The organism is Micrococcus sp. IITD107 (assembly GCF_041927415.1).
In the GTDB taxonomy this organism is placed as follows: domain Bacteria; phylum Actinomycetota; class Actinomycetes; order Actinomycetales; family Micrococcaceae; genus Citricoccus; species Citricoccus terreus.
The window spans coordinates 192,182-217,374 of the sequence record NZ_JBHFFN010000005.1; the positions used below are offsets into that span (position 1 = coordinate 192,182).

Annotated in this window: 24 protein-coding genes and 1 tRNA gene; 15 read left to right on the forward strand and 10 right to left on the reverse strand. The window is 69.6% G+C overall.

From position 1 onward, the window contains the following. Window positions 1-64 precede the first annotated feature (64 nt). Window positions 65-244 (forward strand): CsbD family protein, encoded by a 180-nt coding sequence (locus tag ACEXHE_RS10505; protein WP_091698733.1) that lies wholly within the window; start codon window positions 65-67, stop codon window positions 242-244. Between the two features lie 59 nt (window positions 245-303). On the opposite strand, the gene ACEXHE_RS10510 is transcribed toward ACEXHE_RS10505, so the two are convergent. Then, complete coding sequence (locus tag ACEXHE_RS10510; protein WP_374785759.1) at window positions 304-1,239, reverse strand: A/G-specific adenine glycosylase; 936 nt, start codon at window positions 1,237-1,239, stop codon at window positions 304-306. A 100-nt stretch (window positions 1,240-1,339) separates the two neighbouring features. On the opposite strand from ACEXHE_RS10510, the gene ACEXHE_RS10515 reads away from it, so the two are divergent. Next, the gene (locus ACEXHE_RS10515) at window positions 1,340-2,176 is read left to right on the forward strand and encodes a hypothetical protein (protein WP_374785760.1); all 837 of its coding nucleotides are present in this window, start codon (window positions 1,340-1,342) and stop codon (window positions 2,174-2,176) included. Here the strand turns inward: ACEXHE_RS10515 and radA are convergent. Continuing rightward, the gene (radA, locus tag ACEXHE_RS10520; RefSeq protein WP_374785761.1) at window positions 2,163-3,599 is read right to left on the reverse strand and encodes a DNA repair protein RadA; all 1,437 of its coding nucleotides are present in this window, start codon (window positions 3,597-3,599) and stop codon (window positions 2,163-2,165) included. The two genes, ACEXHE_RS10515 and radA, sit on opposite strands and share 14 nt — an antisense overlap. A gap of 56 nt (window positions 3,600-3,655) precedes the next feature. After that, window positions 3,656-4,813, reverse strand: a complete 1,158-nt coding sequence (locus tag ACEXHE_RS10525) for an aromatic acid exporter family protein (RefSeq protein ID WP_374785762.1) — start codon at window positions 4,811-4,813, stop codon at window positions 3,656-3,658. A gap of 248 nt (window positions 4,814-5,061) precedes the next feature. Here ACEXHE_RS10525 and ACEXHE_RS10530 point away from each other — a divergent pair, with 248 nt between their 5' ends. The 4 genes from ACEXHE_RS10530 (at window position 5,062) to pstB (ending at window position 9,303) form a co-directional block, all read left to right on the forward strand. Further along, window positions 5,062-6,177 (forward strand): phosphate ABC transporter substrate-binding protein PstS, encoded by a 1,116-nt coding sequence (locus ACEXHE_RS10530; protein ID WP_374785763.1) that lies wholly within the window; start codon window positions 5,062-5,064, stop codon window positions 6,175-6,177. Between the two features lie 144 nt (window positions 6,178-6,321). Further along, on the forward strand, window positions 6,322-7,290 hold the full coding sequence (gene pstC, locus ACEXHE_RS10535) for a phosphate ABC transporter permease subunit PstC (RefSeq protein ID WP_277245395.1): 969 nt from the start codon (window positions 6,322-6,324) through the stop codon (window positions 7,288-7,290). Beyond that, window positions 7,290-8,483 (forward strand): phosphate ABC transporter permease PstA, encoded by a 1,194-nt coding sequence (gene pstA, locus ACEXHE_RS10540; protein WP_374785764.1) that lies wholly within the window; start codon window positions 7,290-7,292, stop codon window positions 8,481-8,483. The genes pstC and pstA overlap by 1 nt, the downstream gene beginning before the upstream one ends. A gap of 40 nt (window positions 8,484-8,523) precedes the next feature. Further along, the gene (pstB, locus tag ACEXHE_RS10545; RefSeq protein ID WP_260060675.1) at window positions 8,524-9,303 is read left to right on the forward strand and encodes a phosphate ABC transporter ATP-binding protein PstB; all 780 of its coding nucleotides are present in this window, start codon (window positions 8,524-8,526) and stop codon (window positions 9,301-9,303) included. A gap of 55 nt (window positions 9,304-9,358) precedes the next feature. Here the strand turns inward: pstB and ACEXHE_RS10550 are convergent, their stop codons facing one another. The 3 genes from ACEXHE_RS10550 to ACEXHE_RS10560 all read right to left on the reverse strand — a co-directional run bounded on the left by ACEXHE_RS10550 (window position 9,359) and on the right by ACEXHE_RS10560 (window position 11,891). Beyond that, window positions 9,359-10,429, reverse strand: coding sequence for an anion permease (locus ACEXHE_RS10550; protein ID WP_374785765.1), 1,071 nt, complete (start codon window positions 10,427-10,429; stop codon window positions 9,359-9,361). Then, complete coding sequence (locus ACEXHE_RS10555; protein ID WP_374785766.1) at window positions 10,383-11,018, reverse strand: hypothetical protein; 636 nt, start codon at window positions 11,016-11,018, stop codon at window positions 10,383-10,385. The genes ACEXHE_RS10550 and ACEXHE_RS10555 overlap by 47 nt, the downstream gene beginning before the upstream one ends. Before the next feature lie 219 nt (window positions 11,019-11,237). Further along, window positions 11,238-11,891 (reverse strand): hypothetical protein, encoded by a 654-nt coding sequence (locus ACEXHE_RS10560; RefSeq protein WP_374785767.1) that lies wholly within the window; start codon window positions 11,889-11,891, stop codon window positions 11,238-11,240. A gap of 112 nt (window positions 11,892-12,003) precedes the next feature. Here ACEXHE_RS10560 and ACEXHE_RS10565 point away from each other — a divergent pair. From ACEXHE_RS10565 to ACEXHE_RS10575, 3 genes are all read left to right on the forward strand, one after another. Beyond that, a tRNA-Lys gene (locus ACEXHE_RS10565) sits at window positions 12,004-12,079 on the forward strand. 178 nt (window positions 12,080-12,257) lie between these two features. Further along, window positions 12,258-12,443: a hypothetical protein gene (locus tag ACEXHE_RS10570; RefSeq protein WP_260060671.1), complete on the forward strand. Its 186-nt coding sequence runs from the start codon at window positions 12,258-12,260 to the stop codon at window positions 12,441-12,443. A 180-nt stretch (window positions 12,444-12,623) separates the two neighbouring features. Beyond that, on the forward strand, window positions 12,624-13,943 hold the full coding sequence (locus ACEXHE_RS10575; protein WP_374785768.1) for an endonuclease/exonuclease/phosphatase family protein: 1,320 nt from the start codon (window positions 12,624-12,626) through the stop codon (window positions 13,941-13,943). A gap of 32 nt (window positions 13,944-13,975) precedes the next feature. Here ACEXHE_RS10575 and ACEXHE_RS10580 read toward each other — a convergent pair whose 3' ends face one another. Continuing rightward, a complete protein-coding gene (locus ACEXHE_RS10580; RefSeq protein WP_374785769.1) occupies window positions 13,976-15,352 on the reverse strand; it encodes a D-arabinono-1,4-lactone oxidase in 1,377 nt (458 codons plus the stop codon). Then, the gene (locus tag ACEXHE_RS10585) at window positions 15,349-16,578 is read right to left on the reverse strand and encodes an alanine racemase (RefSeq protein ID WP_374785770.1); all 1,230 of its coding nucleotides are present in this window, start codon (window positions 16,576-16,578) and stop codon (window positions 15,349-15,351) included. Before ACEXHE_RS10585 ends, ACEXHE_RS10580 begins: the two co-directional genes overlap by 4 nt. Window positions 16,579-16,592: 14 nt before the next feature. Between ACEXHE_RS10585 and ACEXHE_RS10590 the strand changes: the two genes are divergently transcribed. Beyond that, window positions 16,593-17,360, forward strand: coding sequence for an alpha/beta hydrolase (locus tag ACEXHE_RS10590; protein ID WP_285179150.1), 768 nt, complete (start codon window positions 16,593-16,595; stop codon window positions 17,358-17,360). A 66-nt stretch (window positions 17,361-17,426) separates the two neighbouring features. Here ACEXHE_RS10590 and ACEXHE_RS10595 read toward each other — a convergent pair whose 3' ends face one another. Then, window positions 17,427-17,678: a DUF6458 family protein gene (locus ACEXHE_RS10595; protein WP_091698673.1), complete on the reverse strand. Its 252-nt coding sequence runs from the start codon at window positions 17,676-17,678 to the stop codon at window positions 17,427-17,429. A gap of 210 nt (window positions 17,679-17,888) precedes the next feature. On the opposite strand from ACEXHE_RS10595, the gene ACEXHE_RS10600 reads away from it, so the two are divergent. Further along, window positions 17,889-18,812, forward strand: coding sequence for a hypothetical protein (locus ACEXHE_RS10600; RefSeq protein WP_374785771.1), 924 nt, complete (start codon window positions 17,889-17,891; stop codon window positions 18,810-18,812). Here ACEXHE_RS10600 and ACEXHE_RS10605 read toward each other — a convergent pair whose 3' ends face one another. Next, window positions 18,813-20,108, reverse strand: coding sequence for a DUF445 domain-containing protein (locus tag ACEXHE_RS10605; protein WP_091698671.1), 1,296 nt, complete (start codon window positions 20,106-20,108; stop codon window positions 18,813-18,815). It abuts the gene before it with no gap. A gap of 176 nt (window positions 20,109-20,284) precedes the next feature. On the opposite strand from ACEXHE_RS10605, the gene ACEXHE_RS10610 reads away from it, so the two are divergent. The 4 genes from ACEXHE_RS10610 to ACEXHE_RS10625 all read left to right on the forward strand — a co-directional run bounded on the left by ACEXHE_RS10610 (window position 20,285) and on the right by ACEXHE_RS10625 (window position 25,175). Then, window positions 20,285-21,160 (forward strand): glycerophosphodiester phosphodiesterase family protein, encoded by an 876-nt coding sequence (locus tag ACEXHE_RS10610; RefSeq protein WP_374785812.1) that lies wholly within the window; start codon window positions 20,285-20,287, stop codon window positions 21,158-21,160. A 175-nt stretch (window positions 21,161-21,335) separates the two neighbouring features. Further along, on the forward strand, window positions 21,336-23,018 hold the full coding sequence (locus ACEXHE_RS10615) for an ABC transporter substrate-binding protein (RefSeq protein WP_277245491.1): 1,683 nt from the start codon (window positions 21,336-21,338) through the stop codon (window positions 23,016-23,018). Between the two features lie 133 nt (window positions 23,019-23,151). Beyond that, the gene (locus ACEXHE_RS10620) at window positions 23,152-24,156 is read left to right on the forward strand and encodes an ABC transporter permease (RefSeq protein WP_091698669.1); all 1,005 of its coding nucleotides are present in this window, start codon (window positions 23,152-23,154) and stop codon (window positions 24,154-24,156) included. Beyond that, on the forward strand, window positions 24,153-25,175 hold the full coding sequence (locus tag ACEXHE_RS10625) for an ABC transporter permease (RefSeq protein ID WP_374785772.1): 1,023 nt from the start codon (window positions 24,153-24,155) through the stop codon (window positions 25,173-25,175). The genes ACEXHE_RS10620 and ACEXHE_RS10625 overlap by 4 nt, the downstream gene beginning before the upstream one ends. The last annotated feature ends 18 nt before the right edge of the window (window positions 25,176-25,193 follow it).

Genomic DNA, 25,193 nt, shown 5'->3' on the forward strand with positions numbered 1-25,193 from the left:
TTGACTCGGAGGCACCAGGGGGCCACACCCGGGTTGCCCCCGCAACTGGTCAAGGAGGTTCCCTATGGGAGTCGGAGACCGCATTGAGAACAACGCCGAAGAGGCGAAGGGCAACGTCAAGCAGGGCCTCGGCGAGGCGACGGACAACGATCGTCTGAAGAACGAGGGCGGTGCCGACGAGGCCAAGGGCAAGGTCAAGAACGCCGTCGAGGATGTCAAGGACGCCTTCAAGGGCGACAAGTGACCTGTTGACCTGCGTGCCTGGGCATCCCAGGCGCCACTGACGACGGTCCCGCAGACCCCTCAGCCGGGCAGGCTGTAGGTGGTCTCGGGGCCGTCGTCGTCTGCGTCGGCAGGTCGGCGCTCCGCCAGCTGGTCGGCCACCAGGGAGGACAGACAGCGCCGCCACTGGTCCAGCTCCGGCGTGTGCTCTCCGAGCCGACCGGAGGAGGCGACCACGCTCTGCAGCTCAGAGCCAGTGGCGGATCCGTTCTCGCGCAGCACCGCCATGATCTCCCCGCGCAGCTGGCGGTCCGTCCCGGCCCAGGACTGGCCTCGCGGCTGATAGTGAGGCTCAGGCATGCCGGCGGTGCGCCAGGCGCACAGCTCTGCCACCGGACACTCACCGCAGCGGGGCGAGCGAGCGGTGCACACCAGGGCTCCGAGCTCCATCACCCCTGCGTTCCAGGCGCACGCGGTCCCGGGATCCTCGGGCAGGAGGGTCTGTGCCAGGGCGGATTCGGCACGGGTGAGCGACTTCTCCGGCAGCGCCCGCCCCGAGACCAGCCGGGCATGGACCCGCCGGATGTTGGTGTCCACCACCACGGTCGGGATCTCGAAGGCGAAGCAGGCGATCGCCGCGGCCGTGTAGGCGCCCACTCCCGGCAGGGCCAGCAGCTCCGCCTCGGTGTCCGGCACGTGACCGTCGTGCTGCTCCACGATCCGCTGGGCGGCCGCCTGGAGCCGCAGCGCCCGGCGTGGGTACCCGAGTCGCCCCCAGGCACGGATGACCTCGGCGGTGGGTTCGGCGGCCAGGTCGGCCGGCGTGGGCCAACGGCGCATCCACTCCGTCCAGACCGGGAGCACGCGCACCACCGGGGTCTGCTGGAGCATGAATTCGCTGACCATCACTCCCCAAGGGCCGCAGTCCGGGTCGCGCCAGGGCAGATCCCGGGCCTCATGGTGGAACCAGTCCGTGATCCTGCGGTGCAGGGTGGGCAGGGATCCGAGCTCAGGCATGGGCACCACAGTAGTGCTCGCTCGAGTCCTCTACACGCCGTCTGGCGGCCCTGCGGCGTGCCAGCGGCCGACCCTGCGGCGCGCTCTCTACCCTGGAGTCATGGCCGGCACACCCCCTGACGATCCCTATGACCACGATCTCTCCGCGGAGGATCCGGAGGAGTTCGGGGGCCCCTCGGAGCTGGACCGTCAGCCGGGGCGTCCCTCGGCGGAGGTGTACCGCCGGCGTCGTCTGGCCGCCGGCATCGCCGCCCTGGTGGTGCTGGCCCTGCTGATCGGCCTGGTCGTCTGGATCGGCAGTCTGCTGGGCGGCGGCCAGGAGGATCCCGACGACGCCCCCTCACCCGCGGTGAGCACCTCACCGGCCGCCTCGCCCACCTCGAGTGCGCCCACGAGTCCCGAGCCCTCCACTGAGGAGTCGGGCTCTGCATCCGCCAGCCCGACGGCGAGCGGCACGCAGTCACCGTCACCGTCGGTGTCGGAGTCTGGGTCCGCCTCCGCCTCGGCCGACGCAACAGCGTCCGCGTCGCCCTCGGCCACCCCGGTGGCCCAGGACTGCCAGCCGCAGGACCTGAGCGTCTCCGGCGCCACCGATCAGACCTCGTACGGGGCGGAGCAGGATCCGGTTCTGGAGCTGCGGATCGAGAACGTGGGGGAAGACCCCTGCCGGGCCAATGTGGGGACCTCGCAGCAGGTCTTCACCGTGACCTCCGGATCAGACCGGATCTTCTCCACGGAGGACTGCCAGGTCGAGGGGGAGGATGTGCAGATGACCCTGGAGCCGGGCATCCAGGAGTCGGCGCGATTCACCTGGGACCGCACCCGGTCGGCCCCGGAATGCGCCGAGGTCTCCTCCACGCCGGGTGCGGGCACCTATCGGCTCGTGGTCTCCCTCGGGGAGATCACCGCGCAGCCGGTGGCCTTCACCCTGCAGTGAGGGGTGCGTGCCGATCCCGAGACGGCGGGGTCCAGGATGTCCGGATCATGATCGCCTCCTGCAGCGTGGAGACCTGAACCACCTCGATCCCGTCCGGGAGCGTGCCCAGGTCCTCGGGTGAGACGGGGACCAGGGCGCGCTTGAAGCCAAGCCGGGCGGCCTCCCGGATGCGACGCGCGATCCCCGGCACGGGTCGGACCTCGCCGGCCAGACCGATCTCCCCGAAGGCGATGGTCCCGTGCGGCAGGGGGGTGTCGTCATGTGCACTGGCGACGGCCAGCGCCACGGCCAGGTCGGAGGCCGGTTCGCTCAGCCGCACTCCGCCCACCGTGGAGACGTAGGCGTCCTTGGAGGTCACGTTCAGATGCGCGCGGCGATGCACCACGGCCAGCATCATGTTCACCCGTGAGGTGTCCAGGCCGTGCACGGTCCGGCGCGGACTGCCGCCGCTGCTCTCGGTGAGCAGTGCCTGGACCTCGGCCAACAGTGGACGCCGCCCCTCCAGAGTCACCGTCACGCAGGTCCCGGCCACCGGGGTGGCGGTCCCGGAGAGGAACAGCCCGGAGGGGTCCTCCAGGGACCGGATGCCGGTGTCGCCCAGATCGAAGCAGCCGACCTCGTCCGTGGGGCCGTACCGGTTCTTCACCGCCCGGACCATCCGCAGTCGCGAGTGCCGTTCTCCCTCGAACTGGCACACCACGTCCACCAGGTGCTCGAGCAGCCGCGGTCCGGCGATCGACCCGTCCTTGGTGACATGCCCCACCAGCACGGTGGTCATGTTCCGTTCCTTGGCCGCACGGATCAGGCTGGCGGCCACCTCCCGGATCTGGGTCACTCCGCCCGCAGTGCCGTCCACCTCCTGGGACTGCAGGGTCTGCACGGAGTCCACGATCAGCAGGGCCGGGTCGGTCTTCTCCACCTGTCCCAGCGCCTGGCCCAGGTCGGTCTCCGCCGTCAGGTACAGGGTGTCCGCCACGGCGCTGATCCGGTCGGCGCGCAGCCGCACCTGGGCGGCGGACTCCTCCCCGGTGACGTACAGGACGGGGCGGGTGGCGCCGTCAGGCCGCTGGGTCCGGGCCACCTGCGCGGCCACGTCCAGCAGCAGGGTGGACTTGCCGATCCCGGGCTCACCGGCCATCAGGATCACCGCGCCTGGGACCATGCCTCCGCCCAGCACCCGGTCCAGCTCATCCACCCCGGTGGGATGGAAGCGTGCCTGGGAGGCGTCCACCTCACCGATCCTCGGGGCAGGGGAGGTGACTGCCGAGGCCGTGGTGCGTCCCGCCGTCGGGTCGGAGCCGGCCTCCACCACCGTGCCCCAGGCTTGGCACTCCCCGCACCGGCCCACCCACTTCACGGTGGTCCAGCCGCACTCGGCACAGCGATATCCGGGGGTGGTCTTGCGCGTCGACTTGGTGGCCATCACCTCAGCGTAGTGATGCGGGCGGACGTGTTAGCCCAGTGCGCACCCGGCTGTGGTCAGGCCAGGTCCGGCAGGTAGGACACGGCCTCCGCATGGGAGGCGCCGGTGGCCTCGAGCAGATCGACCATCATCGGCCGCAGCAGCATCACCAGGGCCTCCGAATGCAGCGTGGTGGCGCCCAGAGCGGCCGGATCCAGCTGCGCGGCGGCCGAGCCGAGGGCGTCCCGGGCCACCGAGAGGGAGCGGTGCCGGCCGGCGGCCTTGGGCTCGGAGAGGGAACGGCCGAGGATGGAGGCGGCGTCGGCGGCCTCGTCGAACCAGTCGGCCAGAGCCCGCATGCCCTCCTCTCCCAGCTGGGCAAAGTCGATCACGGTGATCACGCGCCGGGCCACGATCCGCAGGCTGCGCACGGCCAGGTCGGTCTTCTCGGCGGTGACCGCCGTGGCATCCAGCTCGGGCCGCATCCCGCGTTTGGTGGGGGAGTAGGTGGCCACCTCACGGGCGTTGCGCACGTCCTTGTGCAGGTTCTCCAGGTCCGTCTGGGTCCCACGGCAGGCCACCAGGCCCATCCACGCACTGCGTGACTCATGCTCCCGCATCGCCTCAGCGCAGTCCCGCAGGACGGAGGTGATGGTCCGGTAGAGCTCCCGCAGCCCCGTGGCGGTGTCCTTGTGCAGGCTCCGGGGAGACAGCAGGGTCACCACCAGGGCGATCAGACCCCCGACGACGGCATCCTGGCTTCGCGTGAACGGCCCGCCTTCCGCGGCGGGCAGCAGGACGACCAGGATCGACTGCAGGCTCATCTGCAGGGTGAACGCCGCGCCCGAGTCCAGGAATCGGGCCACCATGATGGAGGTGAACACCACGACCACCGCCTGCCACAGGCCCTGCCCCAGCACGGCCTGCAGGAGGTCGCCGATCAGGATGCCCAGGGTGCAGCCCACGGCCACTTCGAACACCTTGCGGACCTTGGGGTCGCGATTGAAGCCCAAGGCGATCAGTGCCGCTGTGGCCGCGAACAGCGGTTCGTCATGCCCCAGCACGTTCTGGGCGAAGGCGTAGGCGCCCACGGCGCAGACGGCGGAGATCAGGGCCGGCACCACGGCAGAGCGCACTCGGCTGGCGCCGGCTCGCACCCGGCGGCGCAGGAACTCACCAGCGCGGACGCGGCGGGGCAGCTGTTCGCTCTGCTCGCCTGCGCTGCGCTCGTCCATGGGACCAGCGTAGGCAGTGCGGGCTGGCCGGGGGAGTGGTCACTAGTCCAGCGTGCCGGACATCACAAGCAGACTGTCTCACAGTTCACCCGTCGTTCACCTGCGGCGGACCGTGGCTTCACCTGCCCCGCATAGCTTTCAGTGTGGATCGAGACCGTCGGCATCCCCTGCCGCGCGTGCTCACGCTCCTCCGGCTCGCCGGGACGGACTCGACGCACTGTCATCCCATACTCGAAAGAGGCACTTCCGTGAAGGCATTCCGCTTCGGCCGCTCCGCAGCCGTCCTGTCCATCGCCGCTCTGGCCCTGACCGCCTGCGGCGGCAATGACTCCGGTTCCGGGGACTCCACCTCCCCGGCCGGCGAGGGCTCGGGCAACGGCGAGTCCGTCGCCCAGGTCGAGGGCACCCTGCGCGGCGGCGGCGCCTCCTCGCAGGAGTCCGCCATGAACGCCTGGACCGAGGGTGTCGTCGACTCCCAGCCCGGCCTGACCATCCAGTACGACCCGGTGGGCTCCGGCTCCGGCCGCGAGGGCTTCATCGGCGGTCAGTACTCCTTCGCCGGCTCTGATGCGGCGATGGAGGAGGAGGAGGTCACCGAGGCCGAGGCTGTCTGCGGTCCCGACGGCGTGTTCCACGTTCCGGCCTACATCTCCCCGGTCGCCGTGTCCTTCAACCTCGAGGGTGTGGACACCGTGAACATGGACGCCGAGACCATCGCGGCTGTGTTCGCCGGCAAGATCACCACCTGGAACGATCCGAAGATCGCCGAGCAGAACGAGGGCGTCGAGCTGCCCGACACCAAGATCACCGTGGTGCACCGCTCCGATGACTCCGGCACCACCGAGAACTTCACCGAGTACCTCACCGCCGCCGCTCCGGAGAACTGGACGTACGACGTCGTTGAGACCTGGCCCTCCGAGATCAACGCCGAGTCCGCCCAGGGCACCACCGGCGTGGTCCAGCTGGCCTCCACCACCGACGGCGCCATCACCTACGCCGACGCCTCGCAGATCGGCCAGCTCGGCACCGTGTCCGTGAAGGTCGGCGAGGAGTACGTAGAGTACTCGGCCGATGCCGCCGCCAAGGCCGTGGAGACCGCCGAGGAGGGCGAGGCCGGCGCCGTGGAGCTGGACCGCACCACCGAGGAGGCCGGTGTCTACCCGATCGTCCTGGTGTCCTACCACATCTACTGCAACAAGTACGCCGACCAGGAGACCGCTGACCTGGCCAAGGCCTTCGCCACCTACGTGGTGTCCGAGGAGGGCCAGACCGCGGCTGAGGATGTGGCGGGCAACGCGCCGATCTCCGAGGCCACCCGCGAGAAGGCCATGGAGTCCATCGACGCCATCGGCCTCCAGGGCTGATCCACTGCTCTCGCAGTCGACACCGTGGTGATGCAGTTGCCGGTCGTTCCTCGACCGGCAACTGCATCGTCGTGTGACACACTGTTCCTCACTTCCCCCTCCAGGCTGACCGCCTGACCACCGCATTGATCCCTCTGGAGTGTCATGGTGACCGAATCCGCAGTTGAGCCGCAACGGAAGAGCTCACTCACAGCCCCGCGCGGCGGTGCCGCGGGAGACAAGGTCTTCTCCGGCCTGTCCCTGACGGCAGGCATCCTCATCCTGGTGACCCTGGCTTTCGTGGCGGTCTTCCTGGTGGCCGAGTCCCTCCCTGCCCTGGCGCCGGAGGTCTTCTCCGACCAGGACTCGATCGAGAGCGCCGACAACTTCTTCGAGTACGTCTGGCCGCTGATGGCCGGCACGCTGATCGCCTCAGCGATCGCGCTGCTGCTGGCCACCCCGGTGGCCATCGGCGTGGCCCTCTACATCTCGCACTACGCACCGCGTGCCATCGCCACCCCGGTGGGCTATGTGATCGACCTGCTGGCCGCCATCCCCTCCGTGGTCTACGGTGCCTTCGGCATGTTCATCCTGGCTCCGGTGATGGGCCCCATCTACGCCTGGCTCACCGAGAACCTCGGCTTCATCCCCTTCTTCAGCGATGGATACTCGGCCACCGGCCGCACCCTGCTGACCGCCAGCATCGTGCTGGCCGTGATGGTGCTGCCGATCATCACCTCCCTGTGCCGGGAGATCTTCATCCAGACACCCAAGCTGCACGAGGAGGCCGCCCTTGCTTTGGGCGCCACCCGCTGGGAGATGATCAAGATGACCGTCTTCCCCTTCGCCCGTGCCGGCATCATCTCCTCGATCATGCTCGCCCTGGGCCGTGCTCTGGGTGAGACCATGGCCGTGACCATGGTGCTCTCGCAGGGTGTGTTCAGCTGGAACATCATCTCCGCCGGCAACAAGACCATCCCGTCGGAGATCGCGCTGAACTTCCCGGAGGCGTTCGGCATGCGTCAGAGCGAGCTGATCGCCGCCGGCCTGATGCTGTTCATCATCACGCTCATCGTCAACATGATCGCCCGGTGGATCGTCAGCCGCCACAAGGAATTCTCGGGAGCGAACTGATGTCACACACCGCACAGAACGCAGCTGAGACTGCGCGCACGCAGAACGCCCCCCGCCCCCGCGGGAAGTCCACCCTGACCGCCGGTCAGATGCCCTCCTGGGTGTGGCTCGCCGTGCTGGCCGGGGCCCTGGTCCTCGGCGCAGGCATCGTCGCCCTGATGGGCGGCGGGGACTTCAACATCGTGGGCTGGCTGATCATCTCCGCGATCCTGTACGTCCTGGGCATGTACATCACCACCCGGGTGATGGAGAACAGACGCAAGGCCACCGACGGTCTGTGGCGGAACCTGGTCTGGGCGGCCTTCATCATCGCCCTGATCCCCCTGGTCGCGGTGATCTGGTCCGTGCTGGCCAACGGCCTCTCCACGCTGATCGCCAACCCGCATCTGCTCTGGGAGGACATGGGCGGTGCCGCCGGCGGTGACGTGAAGTTCATGCGTGAGGGCGGGGCGGGTCCGATCGCCGGCGGCTTCGGCCACGCCCTGGTCGGCACCCTGATGATCACGCTGTTCGCAGCTCTGATCTCGGTCCCGATCGGCCTGCTCACCTCGATCTTCCTGGTCGAGTACAGCCGCGGGGGCTGGTTCTCCCGCGCCATCACCTTCTTCGTGGACGTGATGACCGGCATCCCCTCCATCGTGGCCGGTCTGTTCGCCTTCGCCCTGATGGAGCTGGTCATCACCACCTTCATCGGTGACACGCCACGCCACCTGCAGATGGTCAAGATGGGCTTCACCGCATCTGTCGCCCTGTCCGTGCTGATGATCCCCGTGGTGGTCCGCTCCACCGAGGAGATGCTGCGCGTGGTGCCCAACGAGCTGCGCGAGGCCTCCTACGCCCTGGGTGTGCGCAAGTGGCGCACCATCACCAAGATCGTCATCCCCACCGCCATCTCCGGCATCGCCTCGGGCATCACCCTGGCCATCGCCCGCGTGGCCGGCGAGACGGCACCGATCCTGGTGACAGCCGGGTTCGTGGCGAACTTCAACTGGAACGTCTTCGACGACATGATGACGGCCCTGCCGGTCTACATCTACCGTCAGATGATCTTCCCGTCGGCCGCACAGGCCCCGGACCCCTCCATCGACCGTGCGTGGGCCGCAGCGCTGATGCTGATCCTCATCGTGATGGCGCTGAACCTCATCGCCCGCATCATCGCCAAGGCGTTCGCGCCGAAGAAGACCGGCCGCTGAGCCGCGCCGAACGACCGACAGACAGACAAGGAACCACCTCATGTCCAAGCGCATCGACGCCATCGACCTGAACGTCTACTACGGCAACTTCCTCGCGGTCGAGGGCGTGAACATCAGCATCGAGCCCCGCTCGGTGACCGCCTTCATCGGCCCCTCCGGCTGCGGCAAGACCACCTTCCTGCGCACCATCAACCGCATGCACGAGGTGCTGCCTGGTGCCCGCGCCGAGGGCCAGCTGCTGCTGGACGGCGAGGACATCTACGGCCCCGGCGTGGACCCGGTCCGCGTGCGCACGATGATCGGCATGGTCTTCCAGCGCCCCAACCCCTTCCCCACCATGTCCATCCGGGACAACATCCTGGCCGGTCACAAGCTCAACGGCACCCGCATGTCCAAGGGGGACGCGGACGCGATCGTGGAGAAGTCCCTGCGCGGAGCCAATCTGTGGGAAGAGGTCAAGGACCGCCTGGACAAGCCGGGCTCCGGTCTCTCCGGCGGCCAGCAGCAGCGCCTGTGCATCGCCCGCACCATCGCCGTCTCCCCGGACGTGATCCTGATGGACGAGCCCTGCTCGGCACTGGACCCCATCTCCACCCTGGCTGTGGAGGACCTGATCAACGAGCTCAAGGACGAGTACACGGTCGTCATCGTCACGCACAACATGCAGCAGGCCGCTCGCGTGGCGGACAAGACCGCGTTCTTCAACATCGCCGGCACCGGCAAGCCCGGCAAGCTGATCGAGTACGACGACACCAACGTCATCTTCAACAACCCCGCCAACAAGCAGACCGAGGACTACGTCTCCGGCCGCTTCGGCTGATTCCCGACGACGCCCCTCACCTTCTCCGTTCAGCCCCCTGAGCTGGCCCGCTGGGTCAGATCAGGGGGCTGAACGCTGCCGCCAGGATCAGGGCGACCACGAAGCAGACCACCACGGTGGCCAGGGAATAGAGCACCACCCGGATCACCTGCGGCCAGCGCACCGCGGTGTAGGGCTGGCGCTGACCGGCGCCGACGATCGCGGCCACTGCAGTGTGGGTGGAGGACAGGGGCAGGTGCAGGGCGAACGAGCCCAGGAAGAGCAGCCCGGCACTCACGCCGGAGGCGACGGCTGAGCGCATCGGGTCCAGTTGCACCAGCCGTTCGGTGAGCGTGTGGGCGATCCGCCAACCGCCCATCAGGGTGCCGCCGGCCAGGACCAGTCCGCAGGCCACCGGGATCCACCAGCCCTCGAACGCTGAGAGTCCTGCGCTGGCCAGGGCCAGGCTGGTCAGCAGCCCCAGGCGTTGCCCGATCTGGACGCCGTGGCCCAAGGCGTTCGCCGCCCCGGAGAGGGCCAGGGTCATCCGTGCGCGGTGGTTGACGGCCCCGGGCGCGGCATTGCGGCTGATCCACACGGACGGGGTGACGATCAGCCAGGCCAGCAGCCAGGCCACCAGGGGGGAGATCAGCAGCGCCAGGACGATCAGCAGGACCATGTCCCACAGCTGATGGTCGACCCGGTCCAGGTCACCGGTGATCCACAGGGCCAGTGCGGCACCGCCCAAGGCCGTGGTCAAGGCGTGGGTGGAGGAGATGGGCATCCCCTTCCACCAGGCGCCCACGGCCCAGGCGGTGGAGACCAGCAGTCCGACGGCCAGCAGCATCAGGCCGGTGCTGGACTCAGGGATCAGGTCCAGCACGCCCTCGGTGACGACCATGACCATGCCGCCGGCCAGCACCGCCCCGAGCAGGTTCATGGCCGCAGCGAGCCAGAGGGCCGCCGGGGCGGTCAGGGCGCGGGTGCGCACGGGCAGGGCCACGGCGTTGGGCGCGTCACGCATCCCGGTCACCAGACCATGGGTGGTCAACAGCAGCACGGTGATGACCAGCATCACCATCACGAACGGGTCCACGGGGTCAGGACTCCCGGACCAGGACGCGTCCCAGGTGGCTGACCAGGTCACGCAGGGTGTCCACGGTGCTCTCCAAGGAGTGAGCGACCTCACGCTGCTGGTGGTAGGTGCGCTGCAGCAGATCCCCACTCATGCCCGAGATCCAGGTGGTCAGGATGCGATCGGAGCGTTTGCAGGCGCGCTGCATCTGGATCCAGGTCTCCTCCACGGCATCCAGATCGCGGAACTGGCCGGTGGCGGCGGTGAACAGCTCCGCCTGCCTCCCCAGGATCTCCAGCAGGTCCATCGCGGGCGCCGGGAGGCGGAACTGCTCGGTGGCGCGGATCAGCAGACCGGCGTTGCAGACCTGCTCCACGGCGCGGTTGAGCAGGTCAGAGAACTGGTAGAGGTCCTGCCGGGGCAGGGGCGAGATGAAGGCGCTGCGCAGGCTGGTCATCAGGGCCATGTGCCGCGAGGTGGCGTCGGCGTCGATCGAGTTCAGGGCGACTTCGAGATCTGCGGACTGGCCGGTGGTGGAGCCCAGCATCTGGGCCACGCGGTCCACAGCGGCACCGAGGGACTCGGAGAGGGCGGCGAGGTGCTCCAGACTGGCCATGTCCGGAGCCAGTCCGCGGCGGAGGCGGGAAAGGGAGTAGTCCATCACGGGCAGGATACCCGGGGAGTGAGGTGGGGGCGGTGCCGGACCGGGAACGCCTCTCGGCGGAAGGCCGCTCGCAGCGGCTGAATGTTGGAGCCCGGGGTTACCGCGGCCCGGCACCGTCATCCAGTGTGGGGCCACCAGACCATCACTGTCCACCGTTGAGGGGGGTGACTCGGCTCTCGGCGAAACCAGCTGTCCGGAGGCGCACGCTCCTCCGGATCAGTCCAGGGTCCCGCCTCGCCAGGCGGCTGCCGCCTGCTCCAGATCCTCGGCCGTGCCCAGGAGCCGTTGGGCCCGCTGCAGCATCGAGGCGGCGGGCTCGGGTCGGCTGACCTCCAGCGCCTCCGCGTGGTGGGACTGCCCCAGGCTGATCACCCGGCAGAACGCAGCTGCCCGCTCCAGGGCCATGTCGAAGTCACCGCGGAAGGCGCCGGAGAGCACCGAGTCGGCCATCTGGACCATCTGGTCGGCGCCCGGGGGCTCGGCGGCACCGGCCACGAGGCGTGCCACGGGCGCGGCGTGCCGGCCGTCACGGAACAGGACCGCGGCGCGGTGCGGATCGGCCAGGATGGCGCTGCGCAGGGCGTAGAGGCGCCAGAGTGCTCCGGGCAGGGAGACCGCCGGGCAGTGGGACCAGAGCTCGGCCACGGCCTCCAGCCCTTCTCGCTCGGTCAGATGCACCAGGCGCTCATGAACCGCTGGGTCCTCCGCATCCCGTCCACCCTGCACCAGAGCCCGAGCGGAGAGATGAGCAGCCTCGGAGACCCGGGCCGGATCCGGGCCGCCCTCGAAGGGTTCGAAGGCGCGTGGTTCGAACGCGACCGGGCGGCGGTGCCGTTGTCCGTCGGTGTGGTGATTGCGGTGCGCCGTCATCTCAGCGACGATACCGCCCGCCCTCTTGCTGGCACCGCGGGCGAGGGAACAGGGGCCGAGCGATGAACTACCATGGAACGGTGAATCGCCGGGCTCCGTCCCTGCGCTTCCCGGGCCTTTAGCTCAGCTGGCAGAGCATCGGACTTTTAATCCGCTGGTCGCGGGTTCGATCCCCGCAGGGCCCACCACATGCGCACGGCCTCCCGGTGCGACCAGTCATTCCGCTCCGGGGCGGACCAGGGGACGATCAGGACCGAGACGGTCAGGACGGCTCGAGGGGCAGGACGGCCTCCACCAGGAAGCCGAAAGAAGCGGATGGTCCCGCCCAGCCATGGCCTCCGATCCTGACGGCACCGCGGTGGACCGGTGCTGCTGGCGTTCGTCCTGGTCGAGTTCGTGGGCAGCAACTTCACCCAGTGGGCGACCTACCTCTCCGGCCTGCTCGTGGTCCTCGCCTGTGGCGGACTGGCGTGGGGAGTGCTCCGCCCGAGCTGGCGTCTCGAAAGTGACGAAACGGTCTCGACGCCTCGGGAGCAGGTCAAGATTCGGTAACTGTCTGGGGTTGACTGGCGGACCGGTGCGGGGCGTCTCGAGGTGTGGTGATGCCCCGAGCACCCGCGTGGGACCGGCGGTCCCTGGACGGCAGGGCCCCGCCAGAAGGGTCTGCAACGACGGCTTCACACATGATCACGGGCACTTCTCACCATCCGGGAGCCGTCTTAGGGTGGGTGCGTGAGCGCTTTCCCCCGAGCTCTCCGCCGCCGTTCGCTGTCCGACCGTCGCCCCGGAGCCCTGATGCCCACTGCCGCCACGGCAGTGCTGATCGGTGCGCTCGGATGCGGACTGGCCGTTCCGGCCCATGCAGTCCTGACCGGCGCCCCGGAGCCCAGCTCGGACCAGGAGAACTCCGCGGCCGCCGGCCCCGCGCGGTTCAGTCCGGGCGTGATCCCCGCTGACCCGCGCCACCATGCCGCCTTCCAGATCACCTTGACCGGTCAGGTGCCCGAGCGGGCTGAGGGCGATCTGCGGGTGGGCTCCTTCCAGGCTGGACTGACCCGCGCAGAGCCCGGCGAGCTGCTCGAGGAGCTCTCGGAGCCCGGGTCCGAGCAGGCCCAGCAGGTGGCTGAGGCCGTGCAGCAGGTGCGGCCGGACGTGCTCCTGCTCTCCGGGATCGATGTGGACGAGGGCCTGCAGGTGGCGGCGGCCCTGCAGACCAACTACCTCTCCACTGGCTCCGCGCACACCGCTGGCATCGACTACCCCCACGTCTATGTGGCCCCGGTGAACGCCGGAGTGGACACCGGTGCGGATCTGGACGACGACGGCATGATCGGCGGGCCGGGCGACTCCTTCGGCTACGGCGAGTTCCCCGGACAGGCCGGCATGATGATCCTCTCCCGGGTGCCGTTGGAGACCGATCAGGCCCGGACCTTCCAGGACTTCAAGTGGCAGGACATGCCCGGCTCGGCCCTGCCCACCGAGCAGTTCACCGAGCTGGAGGCCTCCGTCCTGCGACTCTCCAGCTCCTCGCACTGGGACGTCCCGGTGAGCGTGGGCGGCCGCACCGTCCATCTGCTCGCCTCTGCTCCGGCCGACCCGCAGACGGCCCCGGCCGGTGCGGAGCGCAACCATGATGAGGTGCGCTTCTGGGCGGACTACATCGCCGGGGCCGGCTATCCCGTGGACGACGACGGCCGCGCAGGAGGTCTGGAGGCCTCCAGCGACTTCGTGGTGCTCGGATCGCTCGGGGCCGACCCGGCAACGGACACGGGTGCAGACCCCGCCACCATCGGCCATCTGACGGACCTGTCTCACGTGCAGGACACCCATCCCACCTCGAACGGAGCGCTGCTCTCGCAGACCCCGGAGGACACCGCGGTGGTGCAGGACGCCCAGGGCGAGCCGACCACGGCGCGGCTGGACTATGTGCTGCCCTCCAGCACCCTGACCGCCTCGAACTCCGGCGTGTTCTGGCCGGCGGCCGGGCAGCCGGGGCACTCCGCTGCCACCGACCACCGTCTGGTCTGGGTGGACATCACCCCGGACCTCTGAGGGGTCCCGCTGCGGTCCAGTCCCGCAGGGCTCTAGCGCCCCAGCAGCCGCCGCAGGTGGGAGCTGCCGAACACTCCGTCCGGGTCCACCCGGTCCCGCACACGCAGGGCATCGGTGAATCGCGGGTGACGCTCCGCCAGCTCCGCCGCCCTGAGTGTGTGCATCTTCCCCCAGTGCGGCCGCCCGCCGAGCTCGCCGAACAGCCGTTCCACCGGCTCGAAGTACGGCTGATGCTCGTGGGTGAAGAACTCATGCACCGCGAGGTACACGCGAGGTGAGCCGTAGGCGGTGCTCAGCCAGACGTCGTCGGGGGCCGCAGTCCTGACCTCCACGGGGAAGCCGACCAGATGACCGGAGGCGCGCGCGTCTGCCAGGATCCGCTGCAGGCCGGACATCGCCGGGGCGAACGACTCCAGGGGCAGGGCATACTCCATCTCGCGGAAACGCACGCGGCGGGAGGAGACGTAGACGCGGTGCCAGTCGTCCGTGACCGCCGGCCCGGGCATGCCCCACGCGGCGAGCCGGTTCAGCGCGGGCTGCAGTGCGGGGACGGCCCGGCCCGCACGGCACATCGCGGCGTAGGCGGTGTTGCCCAGGACCTCCTCGCTCACGAACCGGCGGACAGGACTCGGACGGTGCACGGGAGCATCCGCAGGCAGGTGCGTGAGGGTCTTGACGAGCGCTTGGCGTGTGTACGGGAACCAGAAGAACTCCAGGTGATCCTGCGCGGCCGAGCGCTCCAGGAACGACTCCACCACGGACTCCAGGGGCTCCAGCCGCTCCTCGCACCGCAGGCGGTAGGCCGGGACGCACTGGATCTCCACCTCGGTGAGCACCCCGAACGCGCCCAGGCCCACCCGCGCGGCGTGGAACAGCTCCGGATCGGACTCCGCGCTGACGGTCACGGTGGAGCCGTCGGCCAGCACCAGCCGCAGGGACACCACGGTCCCGCTGAGCCCGGTCAGCCCCAGCCCGGTCCCATGGGTCCCCGTGGAGATCGCCCCGGCCAGGGTCTGCCGGTCGATGTCCCCCATGTTCTGCAGGGCCAGGCCCTGCCGGGCCAGTTCCTTCCCGACGACGGCCAGGGGCGTCCCAGCGCGGAAGACGGCACGGTGGGTGGCTGGGTCCACGGACACCAGCCCGGTGACGTGCTCCAGGGAGAGCTGGAGTCCGTCCGTGGCGGCGACGGGGGAGAAGGAGTGGCCGGAGCCGATCGGGCGCAGGGTGCCGCCGCACTCGGCGGTCTGGCGGACCAGGTTGGCCAGCTCCTGTTCGGTGCGGGGAGCCGCACACTCGGCGGGCGTCCAGGCAGCGGTGCCGGCCCAGGTGCTGCGGGTGTGCTGGGGGTACCCGCTCTGAGGGTGCTGGCGGTTCTGCTGGACCTGCGGAGAATGGTGGATGAGCTTCACAGGAACGCCTGCCCTTCACCGCGGTAGGTGGGCCAGACATCGGTGATCCGACCCCGGGAGTAGACGAGGGTGCGCTGGACATGCTCGGCGGGCTCGCCGGCCTTGGCGTGGCGCAGGAACACGGTGTCACCGAGCTGCAGACCCGCGGCGGCAGTGCCGGTCAGCGGGGTCTGGACCTCGCCGGCGCCCTCCGCGCTGGAGTAGGACAGCCCCTCCGGCCAGGCGATCGTGGGCAACCGGTCCTTGCCGGGGACCCCGGAGGCCACCCAGCCGCCGCCCAGCACGGTCACCGTGCGCGGGCCGGGACGGCGCACCACGTCCGTGAGCAGGTAGGACGCCGGGGCGGGGCGGAACCCCACGAAGCGGTCGAAGCTCGCCGGTCCCATCAGCCCGGACCCGGCGGCCACCTCGGTCACGCACTCTTCGGCGCACGTGGACTCCAGGGACCCCGTGCCTCCACCGTTGACGAACTCCAGGTCCGTGCCTGCAGTGTGGGCAGCCTCGCGCACCGCGTGGACCACCTGCGCTCGCCGTTCGGCCAGCTCGGTGCGGGAGAACCGCTTCATCCCGCGCACCAGGGTGCCGCGCAGTCGCCCGGCGTCCGGCACCCCGGCCACCTGGCCCTCGTACGCCATCAGTCCCACCAGGGACAGTCCCTCGCGGTGCAGGATCTGTTCGGCCAGCTCCTTCGCCTGCTCGGGCGTGCGCACTGGGGAGCGCAGCGCCCCGATGTGCACGCCTCGGACCGGACGCCACGCGGCGTCCACGTCGATCGCCACACGCAACGGGGCCGTCGTCGGGAAGGTCTGTGTCGGTGCAGTGCTGGACTGGATGAGGTCCAGATGCTCAGTGCTGTCCACCATGACGGTGATGACCTCACGGGCGCGCTCGGAGGCGGCCCAGCCAGCGAGGGCGGCGCGGTCGGCGGTGGGGTAGGCCACCACGAGGTCCGTCAGTCCGCACTCGGCCAGCCACAGAGCCTCGGGGAGGGTGTAGCAGAGCACTCCGCGGAATCCGGGCTGCTCCAGCGCAGTGGTCACGGCCCGGCGGATGCGCAGGGACTTGGAGGCCACGCGGATGGGTGTGCTGGCGGCGCGGCGGGTGAGGTCGGCGGCGTTGGCCAGGAACAGGTCCAGGTCCAGCAGCGCGACGGGGCCGCTGCGCTCGGCGGGAGGCAGCTCGTGCAGGGCGGTGAGGTAGCCCTGGAACCGTTCGGCGGTGCTCACCCTAGGATCCTGTCATGACCACTTCGCCTGGCACCGGCTCTGCCCCCTGGACGCGCACCCAGCTCGACTCCGGACACCACGTGATCTGGAACCGCCCCGCAGGGGAGCGGGACGGCACTGATCTGGTGGTGGTCATCCACGGCTACGGCTCCAACGAGCTGCGGGCCGCCCAGGGCTACTTCAGCATGCTCCCGGAGGGCGTGACCGGACTGGCGGTGCGCGGCGGGTTCGAGATCGACGCGGCGGCCGCTCCGGTGACGGACGGCCCCGTGGGGGACGGATCCGGCCCCGGCGGGCCCGACCCGGGCGCCTGGGGATGGTTCCTGCTGGACTACTTCCTCACCAACGACTTCGCCGAGGTGATCGCCGCAGCCCACCGGATCTACGACCTGCTCGAGGCCGAGGAGGTCAAGGGCCACCGGTTCCGCTCGGTCTCGGTGCTCGGCCACTCCCAGGGCATGGCCATGGCCTCCACCGTGATGCGGCTGCGTCCGGAGGCGTTCACCTGCGTGGTGGGGCTGAGCGGGTTCGTGCTCTCCAACCAGCTGCTCGAGACCCTGGACTCGCCGGCCGAGGGGCCGGGGCCGCGCCCGTTCTTCTGGGGCCGGGACCCACAGGACCTCGTCATCCACCCGGACGCCGTGGCCTATACCGCGGACTGGCTGGACCGCCACACCCTGCTCACTGCACGGCGGTACGAGGGCATGGGACACGGGATCAGCGCCGAGGAGGCCCGCGACGTGCGGATCTTCCTCCAGCACACCCTGGCCGCCGCGCACTGACCGGAACCTCCCTGTGGGAGGTGCGGGGCCGTCGTCGGGAAGGCTGTCCGAGCAGGGCGAGGCCGCTCAGAGGTCCCGGGTCTCGTTGCGGGTGACGGACTCGCCGGTTCCGGGATCCCGCACCGACCGGGACTCGGTGACGCGGCCGCGTGAGGAGTTCGCCCCCATCTGGACCAGGGAGAGCAGCAGGAGCAACGCGCCGGCGCCCATCAGGATGTAGCCCACGATGGTCAGGTCCACGCCGGGGACGGCGTCGTTGACGGCGAAGGAGAGGATGGCGCCCAAGGCGATCAGGACGACAGAGGTTCCAAGACGCATGAGAAGGCCCTTCGTTCGAGGTTCCGACCGGGGGTGCGGCCGATGTGGCCCAGCTTACATTCCTGGCCGGACGCGTTCCGCTGAGAGCGGGACAGCGCCGATTCCCATGGTCGAGGCCCGGAGCCGTGGTGTTTCATGGAGACCTACACCCCGTTGTCCCGGAGCGGTGGACGGGCTGGACCGGTCCGCGCCGCACACAGGAGGAGCAGCATGGCCAAGAACAGCAAGATGTCCCTGAAGAGCGTCGCGGGCCAGAAAGCCACCGACTTCGCCCTCAACCAGGCGATCGACGAGGACGGCAACCCCACGCCGGCCTTCCAGACGGCCGTGCTCAAGGCCCTGGACATCCAGCGGCCCCTGGTGCTGATGAACCTGAACCGGCTGCGCACGAAGCACCCGGATGAGACCCCCGCGCAGCTGTCCGATCGGCTCACCAAGCAGTACCTGCTCAGCGTGACCGGCGGTGGGGCGGCTGTGGGCGGCACCGCCGTGGTCCCCGGGATCGGCACCGTGGCCGCTCTGGGCCTCTCCGCCGCCGCGACGGTCGGCTTCCTGGAGGCCAGCGCGCTGTACGCCCAGTCGATCGCCGAGCTGCACGGCATCGCCACCGATGACCCGGAGCGCTCCCAGGCGCTGGTCATGGCCGTCATGCTCGGCGAGGATGGCCGCAAGATGATCAAGGAGTTCGCCAACCAGGGCCGCGGTGGGCTCAACAGCCTCACCGGTCCCGGCCCGGCCGCCGGTGCCGCCGCTGTGTTCACCGGCTCGGCCGGCGTCTCCGAGGTGCTCTTCCAGCAGCTGCGCCGCAGCTTCTTCCGCAAGATCCTGGTCCGCCAGGGCGCCGGGTTCCTGGGACGCCTCATCCCGTTCGGCGTGGGCGCCGTGATCGGCGGCGTGGGCAACCGGGCCATGGGCAAGGCCGTGGTCAAGTCCGCTCAGCACCTGTTCGGCCCCGCTCCGGTCCAACTGCCCGAGGAGCTGCGCGGCGAGCTCACGGAGCTGCCCGAGGGCAAGGAGGCCCGCAAGGAGGCCCGCCAGCTGGTCCGCCAGGGCGTGAAGGACGACGCCGAGGACATGGCCGCCGAGGTCCGTGCGGCCCGCGAGCGGCACCGGTCCGAGCGCGGCGAGGCCTGATCAGCTGAGCAGGAGGCTGGCCACCGTGTGGATGGCCAGCCCTGCCAGCGCTCCGACAATGGACCCGTTGATCCGGATGAACTGCAGGTCCCGGCCCATGTAGAGCTCGATCGTGCGCGAGGCCTTCTGGCCGTCCCACCGCTGGATGGTCTCGCCGATCACGCCCACGATCTGCGGTCCGTACTGGCGCAGCACATGGTTGGCCGCGGTGCCGGCCCAGCCATCCACCCGGGCAGAGAGCTCCGGGTCCTCCTGCAGCCGCGCGCCCAGGTCCTGCAGCGCGGAGACCAGGGCCAGATGCAGGTCCGACGTCGGCTCCTTCAGCTGGGCCAGCAGCGTCGCCTTGGCATTGGCCCAGGCCTTGCCCGCCCACTCCTGCATGCGCGGATCGTTGAACAGGCTGGTCTTGAGTGACTCCACCTTGGCGCGGGTGTCCGCATCCGAGCGCATGTCCCGGACCAGGTCCTGCAGCCATTGGTCGATGGACCGGCGCAGCTCGTGGTCCGGGTCTGCGCGCACGGCGGCCAGGTACTTGAGCAGCTCGGCGTGGATCCGTTCGGCCAGCAGGTGGTCCAGGGCCTCCGGCACCCAGCCCGGGGAGCGGGAGCGCACCGTGGAGACGAAGAAGTCCGGGTGGGCGGCCACCCAGTCCCCGGTGTGTGAGACCAGCAGGTCGACCACGCGGTCGTGATGGCGCTGGGTGACCACGTTCTCCAGCACGGTGGCCAGGGTGGGGGACCACTCCGGCTCCACCATGTGCCGTTGGACCAGGGAGGCGATCAGGTCCCGGACGGCACCGTCGTCGGTGGCGCTGAGCAGCCCCTCAGCCGCCGTGGAGACCTCTCCGGCCACCCGTTCGGCGTGCGGACGCTGACGCAGCCACGCCCCGGTGCGTTCGGAGAGGGCCAGCTGACCGAGCTTCTCCTCCACCACCTCGCCCTCCATGAAGTTCTGGTGGACGAAGTCCCCGAGGGTCTCGCCGATCATGTCCTTCTTGCGGGGGATCAGCGCGGTGTGGGGGATCTTCAGGCCGAGGGGGTGCCGGAAGATCGCGGTGACGGCGAACCAGTCCGCCAGGGCGCCGACCATTCCTCCCTCTGCGGCGGCTCGCACGTAGGAGAGCCACGGGTACTGGTCCTGCAGCAGGAAGGCGATGGTGAAGATGACCGCCATGACCACGAGCAGTCCCGTGGCCACCGTCTTCATCCGGCGCAGGGCCGCTGCCCGCTCGGCCTCGGTGGGGCCGCCGGGCTGCAGCCGCAGGTCGGGGGCGCCGCGTTCGGGTGTGGGGTGCATGAGACCTTCCGGGCCGTGCAGTCGAGGTGTCATCACCAGTTAACCAGTCGGATGCCCACGGTCCGTGTCGGCGTCCTCCCGCCAGGAATACTCTCTGGGGTGTGCAGTCGATCCGGACCCTGTCCCCCCGCACGTCCTCGACCCAGCTGACCGGTGTCACCGCTGCGGAGGAGGCCCTGCCGGCCCGACCTCTGGTGATCGCCCACCGGGGGTCCTCGGCCGCCTACGCCGAGCACACCCGTGCCGCCTATCTGCATGCTCTGGCCGAAGGGGCCGACGGTGTGGAGTGCGATGTGCACCTGACCAAGGACCGCCAGCTCGTCCTCTGGCACGACTCCACCGTGGACCGCACCTCCGACGGCAGCGGGCGGGTGGCCGACCACACGCTGGCCCAGCTGAGCCGACTGGACGTGCGCTCCTGGCATCCCGCCGAGCTGCCGACCGAGTTCGGCCGAGCCGAGGACCAGCTGCTCACCCTGCCCGAGCTGGTGGATCTGCTCGTCGCCGCCGATCGGCCCGTCCGGCTGGCCGTGGAGTTCAAGCACCCCAGTCCCTACGGCCATGAGCTCGAGGAGCGGGCCCTGAGCTGGCTGATCGGGGCGGGCTGGGATCCGGAGACCTCCCGGATCGGGCAGGTCCAGATCTCCTTCATGAGCTTCTACGCGGGATCGCTGCAGTACCTCAGCCCCACGGTGAGCACCGAGATGCTGTGCGCACTCGTGGACCTGGTGCCGGCGGACCCGATCCCCTCCCGCCTGGCCTGGAGCCCGTTGAGCAGGGCCGCGGTGCGGGCGACCCTGCGGCAGGCCGCGGCGGACTCCGAGCGGATCATCTGGGACGGACGGGCCGGGATGGCCGGCCCCGGCGTGGAGTACGTGCGCAGCCACCTGGCCGATGTGAAGGCCTGGTTGGCCGCCGGACGCCGACTGCGCGTCTGGACCGCGGATCACCCCGAGGACGTGGAGCTGCTGGCCGGACTGGGAGTCCAGGAGATCACCACCAACCGGCCGGGTCAGGTGCTGGCGCAGGTGACGGATCGAGCACGGCGTTGAGCCACTTCTCCGACCAGTTCACCGGGATGTTTCAGGTCTGAAAACACTCCTGCACACCTGGCGCTGACGGCGTGTGGCGTGTATCCGGTGTCCGGAGGAGTGAGTATGCTCACCATCAAGCACCGTGGTGTTCCATACGTCACAGTGTCCACTCGCCACCTACATGGGAGGGACCATGTCCTTTACTCCACGCCGCCGGCGCCTGTCCGCTGTGACCGCCGCCGCCGCAGCCGCCGCGCTGCTGCTCTCCAGCTGCGCCCAGAGCCAGCGCGATGACTCGGGTGACAACGGGGGCTCCGGCTCCGAGTCGTCCGTGGACGGCAACTTCATCTTCGCCGCCTCCTCCGATCCCAAGAGCCTGGATCCCGCCTTCGCCTCTGACGGCGAGTCCTTCCGCGTCTCCCGCCAGATCTTCGAGGGCCTGGTCGGCGTCGAGCCCGGCACGGCGGACCCCGCACCGCTGCTCGCCGAGTCCTGGGAGTCCAGTGAGGACGGCCTGACCCATGAGTTCACGCTCAAGGAGGGCGTGAAGTTCCACGACGGCACCGACTTCAACGCCGAAGCCGTCTGCGCCAACTTCGACCGCTGGTACAACTTTGAGGGCATCCAGCAGTCCGAGACCCAGGCCTACTACTACGGCAAGCTCTTCCGCGGCTTCTCCGACTCCCCGGACACCGCCGTCTACAAGTCCTGCGAGGCCACGGACGAGGGCACCGCCACCGTCACCCTGAACCAGCCCTTCGCCGGGTTCATCGCCTCCCTGTCCCTGCCGGCCTTCGCCATGCAGTCCCCCGCCGCCATGGAGGAGCACGGCGCGGACGAGGCCAGCGGCACCGCCGAGGCTCCGGAGCTGACCGAGTACGCCCGCGCGCACCCCACCGGCACCGGCCCCTACAAGTTCGACTCGTGGGCCGTGGGCCAGGACATCAAGCTCTCCAGCTTCGATGACTACTGGGGCGAGAAGGGCCAGGTCACCAACATCACCTTCCGCGTGATCGATGACCCGGTGGCTCGCCGCCAGTCCCTGGAGGCCGGCCAGATCGACGGCTACGACCTGGTCTCCCCGGCCGATGTGGGCTCCCTGGCCGACGCCGGCTACAACATCGTCAACCGCGAGCCCTTCACCATCCTCTACCTGGGCATGAACCAGGAGGTCGAGGAGCTCAAGGACCTCAAGGTGCGCCAGGCGATCTCCTACGCGATCGACAAGGACGCGCTGATCCGCCAGACCCTGCCCGAGGGCACCAAGAAGGCCGTGACCTTCATCCCGGACATGGTCAACGGCTACACCGAGGACGTGGAGAAGTACGAGTACGACCCGGAGAAGGCCAAGCAGCTGCTGGCCGAGGCCGGCTACGAGGACGGCTTCACCGTGGACTTCAACTACCCCACCGGCGTCTCCCGTCCGTACATGCCCACCCCTGAGCAGGTCTTCTCGAACCTGTCCGGCCAGCTGGCCGAGGTCGGCATCAAGGTCAACGCCAAGCCGGAGAAGTGGTCCCCGGACTACCTGGACCGCGTCCAGGGCTCGGCCAACCACGGCATCCACCTGCTGGGCTGGACCGGCGACTACAACGACACCGACAACTTCGTGGGTGTGTTCTTCGGCGGCGAGAAGCCCGAGTTCGGCTTCAACGATCCGGACCTCTTCGAGGCCCTGAACGAGGCTCGCCAGGTGCCGAACCTGGAGGAGCAGACGCCGATGTACGAGGAGATCAACAAGCAGGTCTCCGAGCTGGCACCGGCTGTCCCGCTGGCCCACCCGGCTCCGTCGCTGGCCTTCGCCGAGCGCGTGGAGTCCTACCCGGCCAGCCCGGTCAACGACGAGGTCTTCAACCAGATCAAGCTCTCGGAGTGATCTGAGGGTCTGGCACCTCACGCATCACCTCGCCTCACCCGTGGGGCACCTGAGTGAGGATCACGACGACGGCCCCGCGCCGTCGTCGTGATCCTCACCTGATCCACGTCTCCCGCACCTGAAGGGAAGCCTCGTGCTTCGACTCATCGGCAAGCGCCTGCTGCTGCTGATCCCCACCCTCTTCGGACTCTCCGTCCTGCTCTTCCTCTGGGTCCGCTCCCTGCCCGGCGGCCCGGCCACCGCGCTGCTGGGGGACAAGGCGACCCCAGAGGCCGTGGCTCGCGTCAACGCGGCCTATGGGTTCGACAAGCCCCTGGTGGAGCAGTACTTCCAGTACATGGGCCGGATCCTCTCCGGCGACTTCGGCAGCAGCCTGCTGACCAACCGCCCCGTGCTGGAGGAGTTCGCCGCTCGGTTCCCGGCCACCCTGGAGCTCTCCGCCTTCGCGATCGTCTTCGCGGTGGCGCTCGGCATCCCGCTGGGCTACTGGGCCGCCCGCCACGTGGGCAGGTGGCAGGACCAGCTGGCCGTGCTGCTCTCCCTGATGGGCGTGGTGGTCCCGGTGTTCTTCCTGGCCTTCATCCTCAAGTGGGTGTTCGCCGTGCAGCTGGGCTGGCTGCCCCCGGACGGCCGGCAGAACCCGCGCATCGACGCCACGCACTACACGAACTTCTTCGTATGGGACGGGCTGATCACCGGTGAGTTCGACGCCGCCTTCGACGCCTTCACCCACCTGGTGCTGCCGGGCATCGCCCTGGGCACCATCCCGCTGGCGATCATCGCCCGCATCACCCGCGCCTCCGTGCTGGAGGTGCAGAACGCGGACTACGTGCGCACCGCCAAGGCCAAGGGCCTGGCCCCGAACCTGATCCGCAACCGGTTCGTCATGCGCAACGCGATGCTCCCGGTCATCACCACCCTGGGCCTGCAGCTGGGCCTGCTGATCTCCGGCGCGGTGCTCACCGAGACGGTGTTCGCCTTCAACGGGATCGGCAGCTTCCTGTGGGACGCCATCTTCAATCTGGACTTCCCGGTCCTGCAGGGGTTCATCATCTTCATCGCGCTGATCTACTCACTCATCAACCTGGTCGTGGACGTCTCCTACGGCCTGATCGACCCCCGGGTGCGTGTCTCATGAGCATGAATCCTCCTCCCACACCAGGCGGCGGACCCTCCGCCGAGATGACCCCGGGCGCTGCCCCGGTGGGCGCGCCCGTGGAGGCCGACGGCGCCCCCGTGGCCGCCGGGCAGACCCAGTCCACGTCCGAGCCGGGCATGGACACCAAGGGCACCTCCGTCTGGAAGGACGCCTTCCAGCGGCTCAAGCGCAATCCCGCGGCGATCGCCGGTGCGATCATCGTGGTGCTGTTCTTCCTGGTCGCGATCCTGGCTCCTGTCCTCGCCCCGTATCCCGGCGAGTCCGTTCCCGGTGCACGGGAGATCACCCCGGGCAATATCCCGGGACCGGGCGAGATCGGCGCCTACCCGTTGGGCCTGGACCGCTTCGGCGGTGACGTGCTCTCCAAACTGATCTGGGGAGCCCAGGCCTCGCTGACCATCGGCATCGTCTCCACGGCCATGGGCCTGGCGGGCGGCATGCTCCTGGGCCTGCTGGCCGGCACGTTCGGCGGCTGGGTGGACGGCGTGGTCATGCGGATCGTGGACATCCTGCTCTCCGTGCCGAACCTGCTGCTGGCCGTGTCCATCGCCGCCGTGCTGGGCCAGGGACAGTACGCGGTGATGATCGCCATCGGTGTCTCCCAGGTGCCGATCTTCGCGCGTCTGCTGCGGTCCTCCATGCTCACGCAGAAGGGGTCGGACTACGTCCTGGCCGCCCAGACGCTGGGTCTGAGCCGCAGCACCATCACCATGAGCCACGTGCTGCCGAACTCGGTGGGACCGGTGATCGTCCAGGCCACGCTGACCCTGGCCACCGCGGTGATCGACGCAGCGGCCCTGTCCTTCCTGGGTCTGGGCGGCGGACGCCCGGAGACCGCCGAGTGGGGACGCATGCTCACCTACGCCCAGGCCGAGCTGGGCATCGCCCCGTGGCTGGCCTTCCTGCCGGGCATCTGCATCGCGGTGACCGCCCTGGGCTTCACCCTGCTGGGTGAGTCCCTGCGTGAGGCCCTGGACCCGAAGTCGAGGAGACGGTGATGAACCAGCACCCTGAGC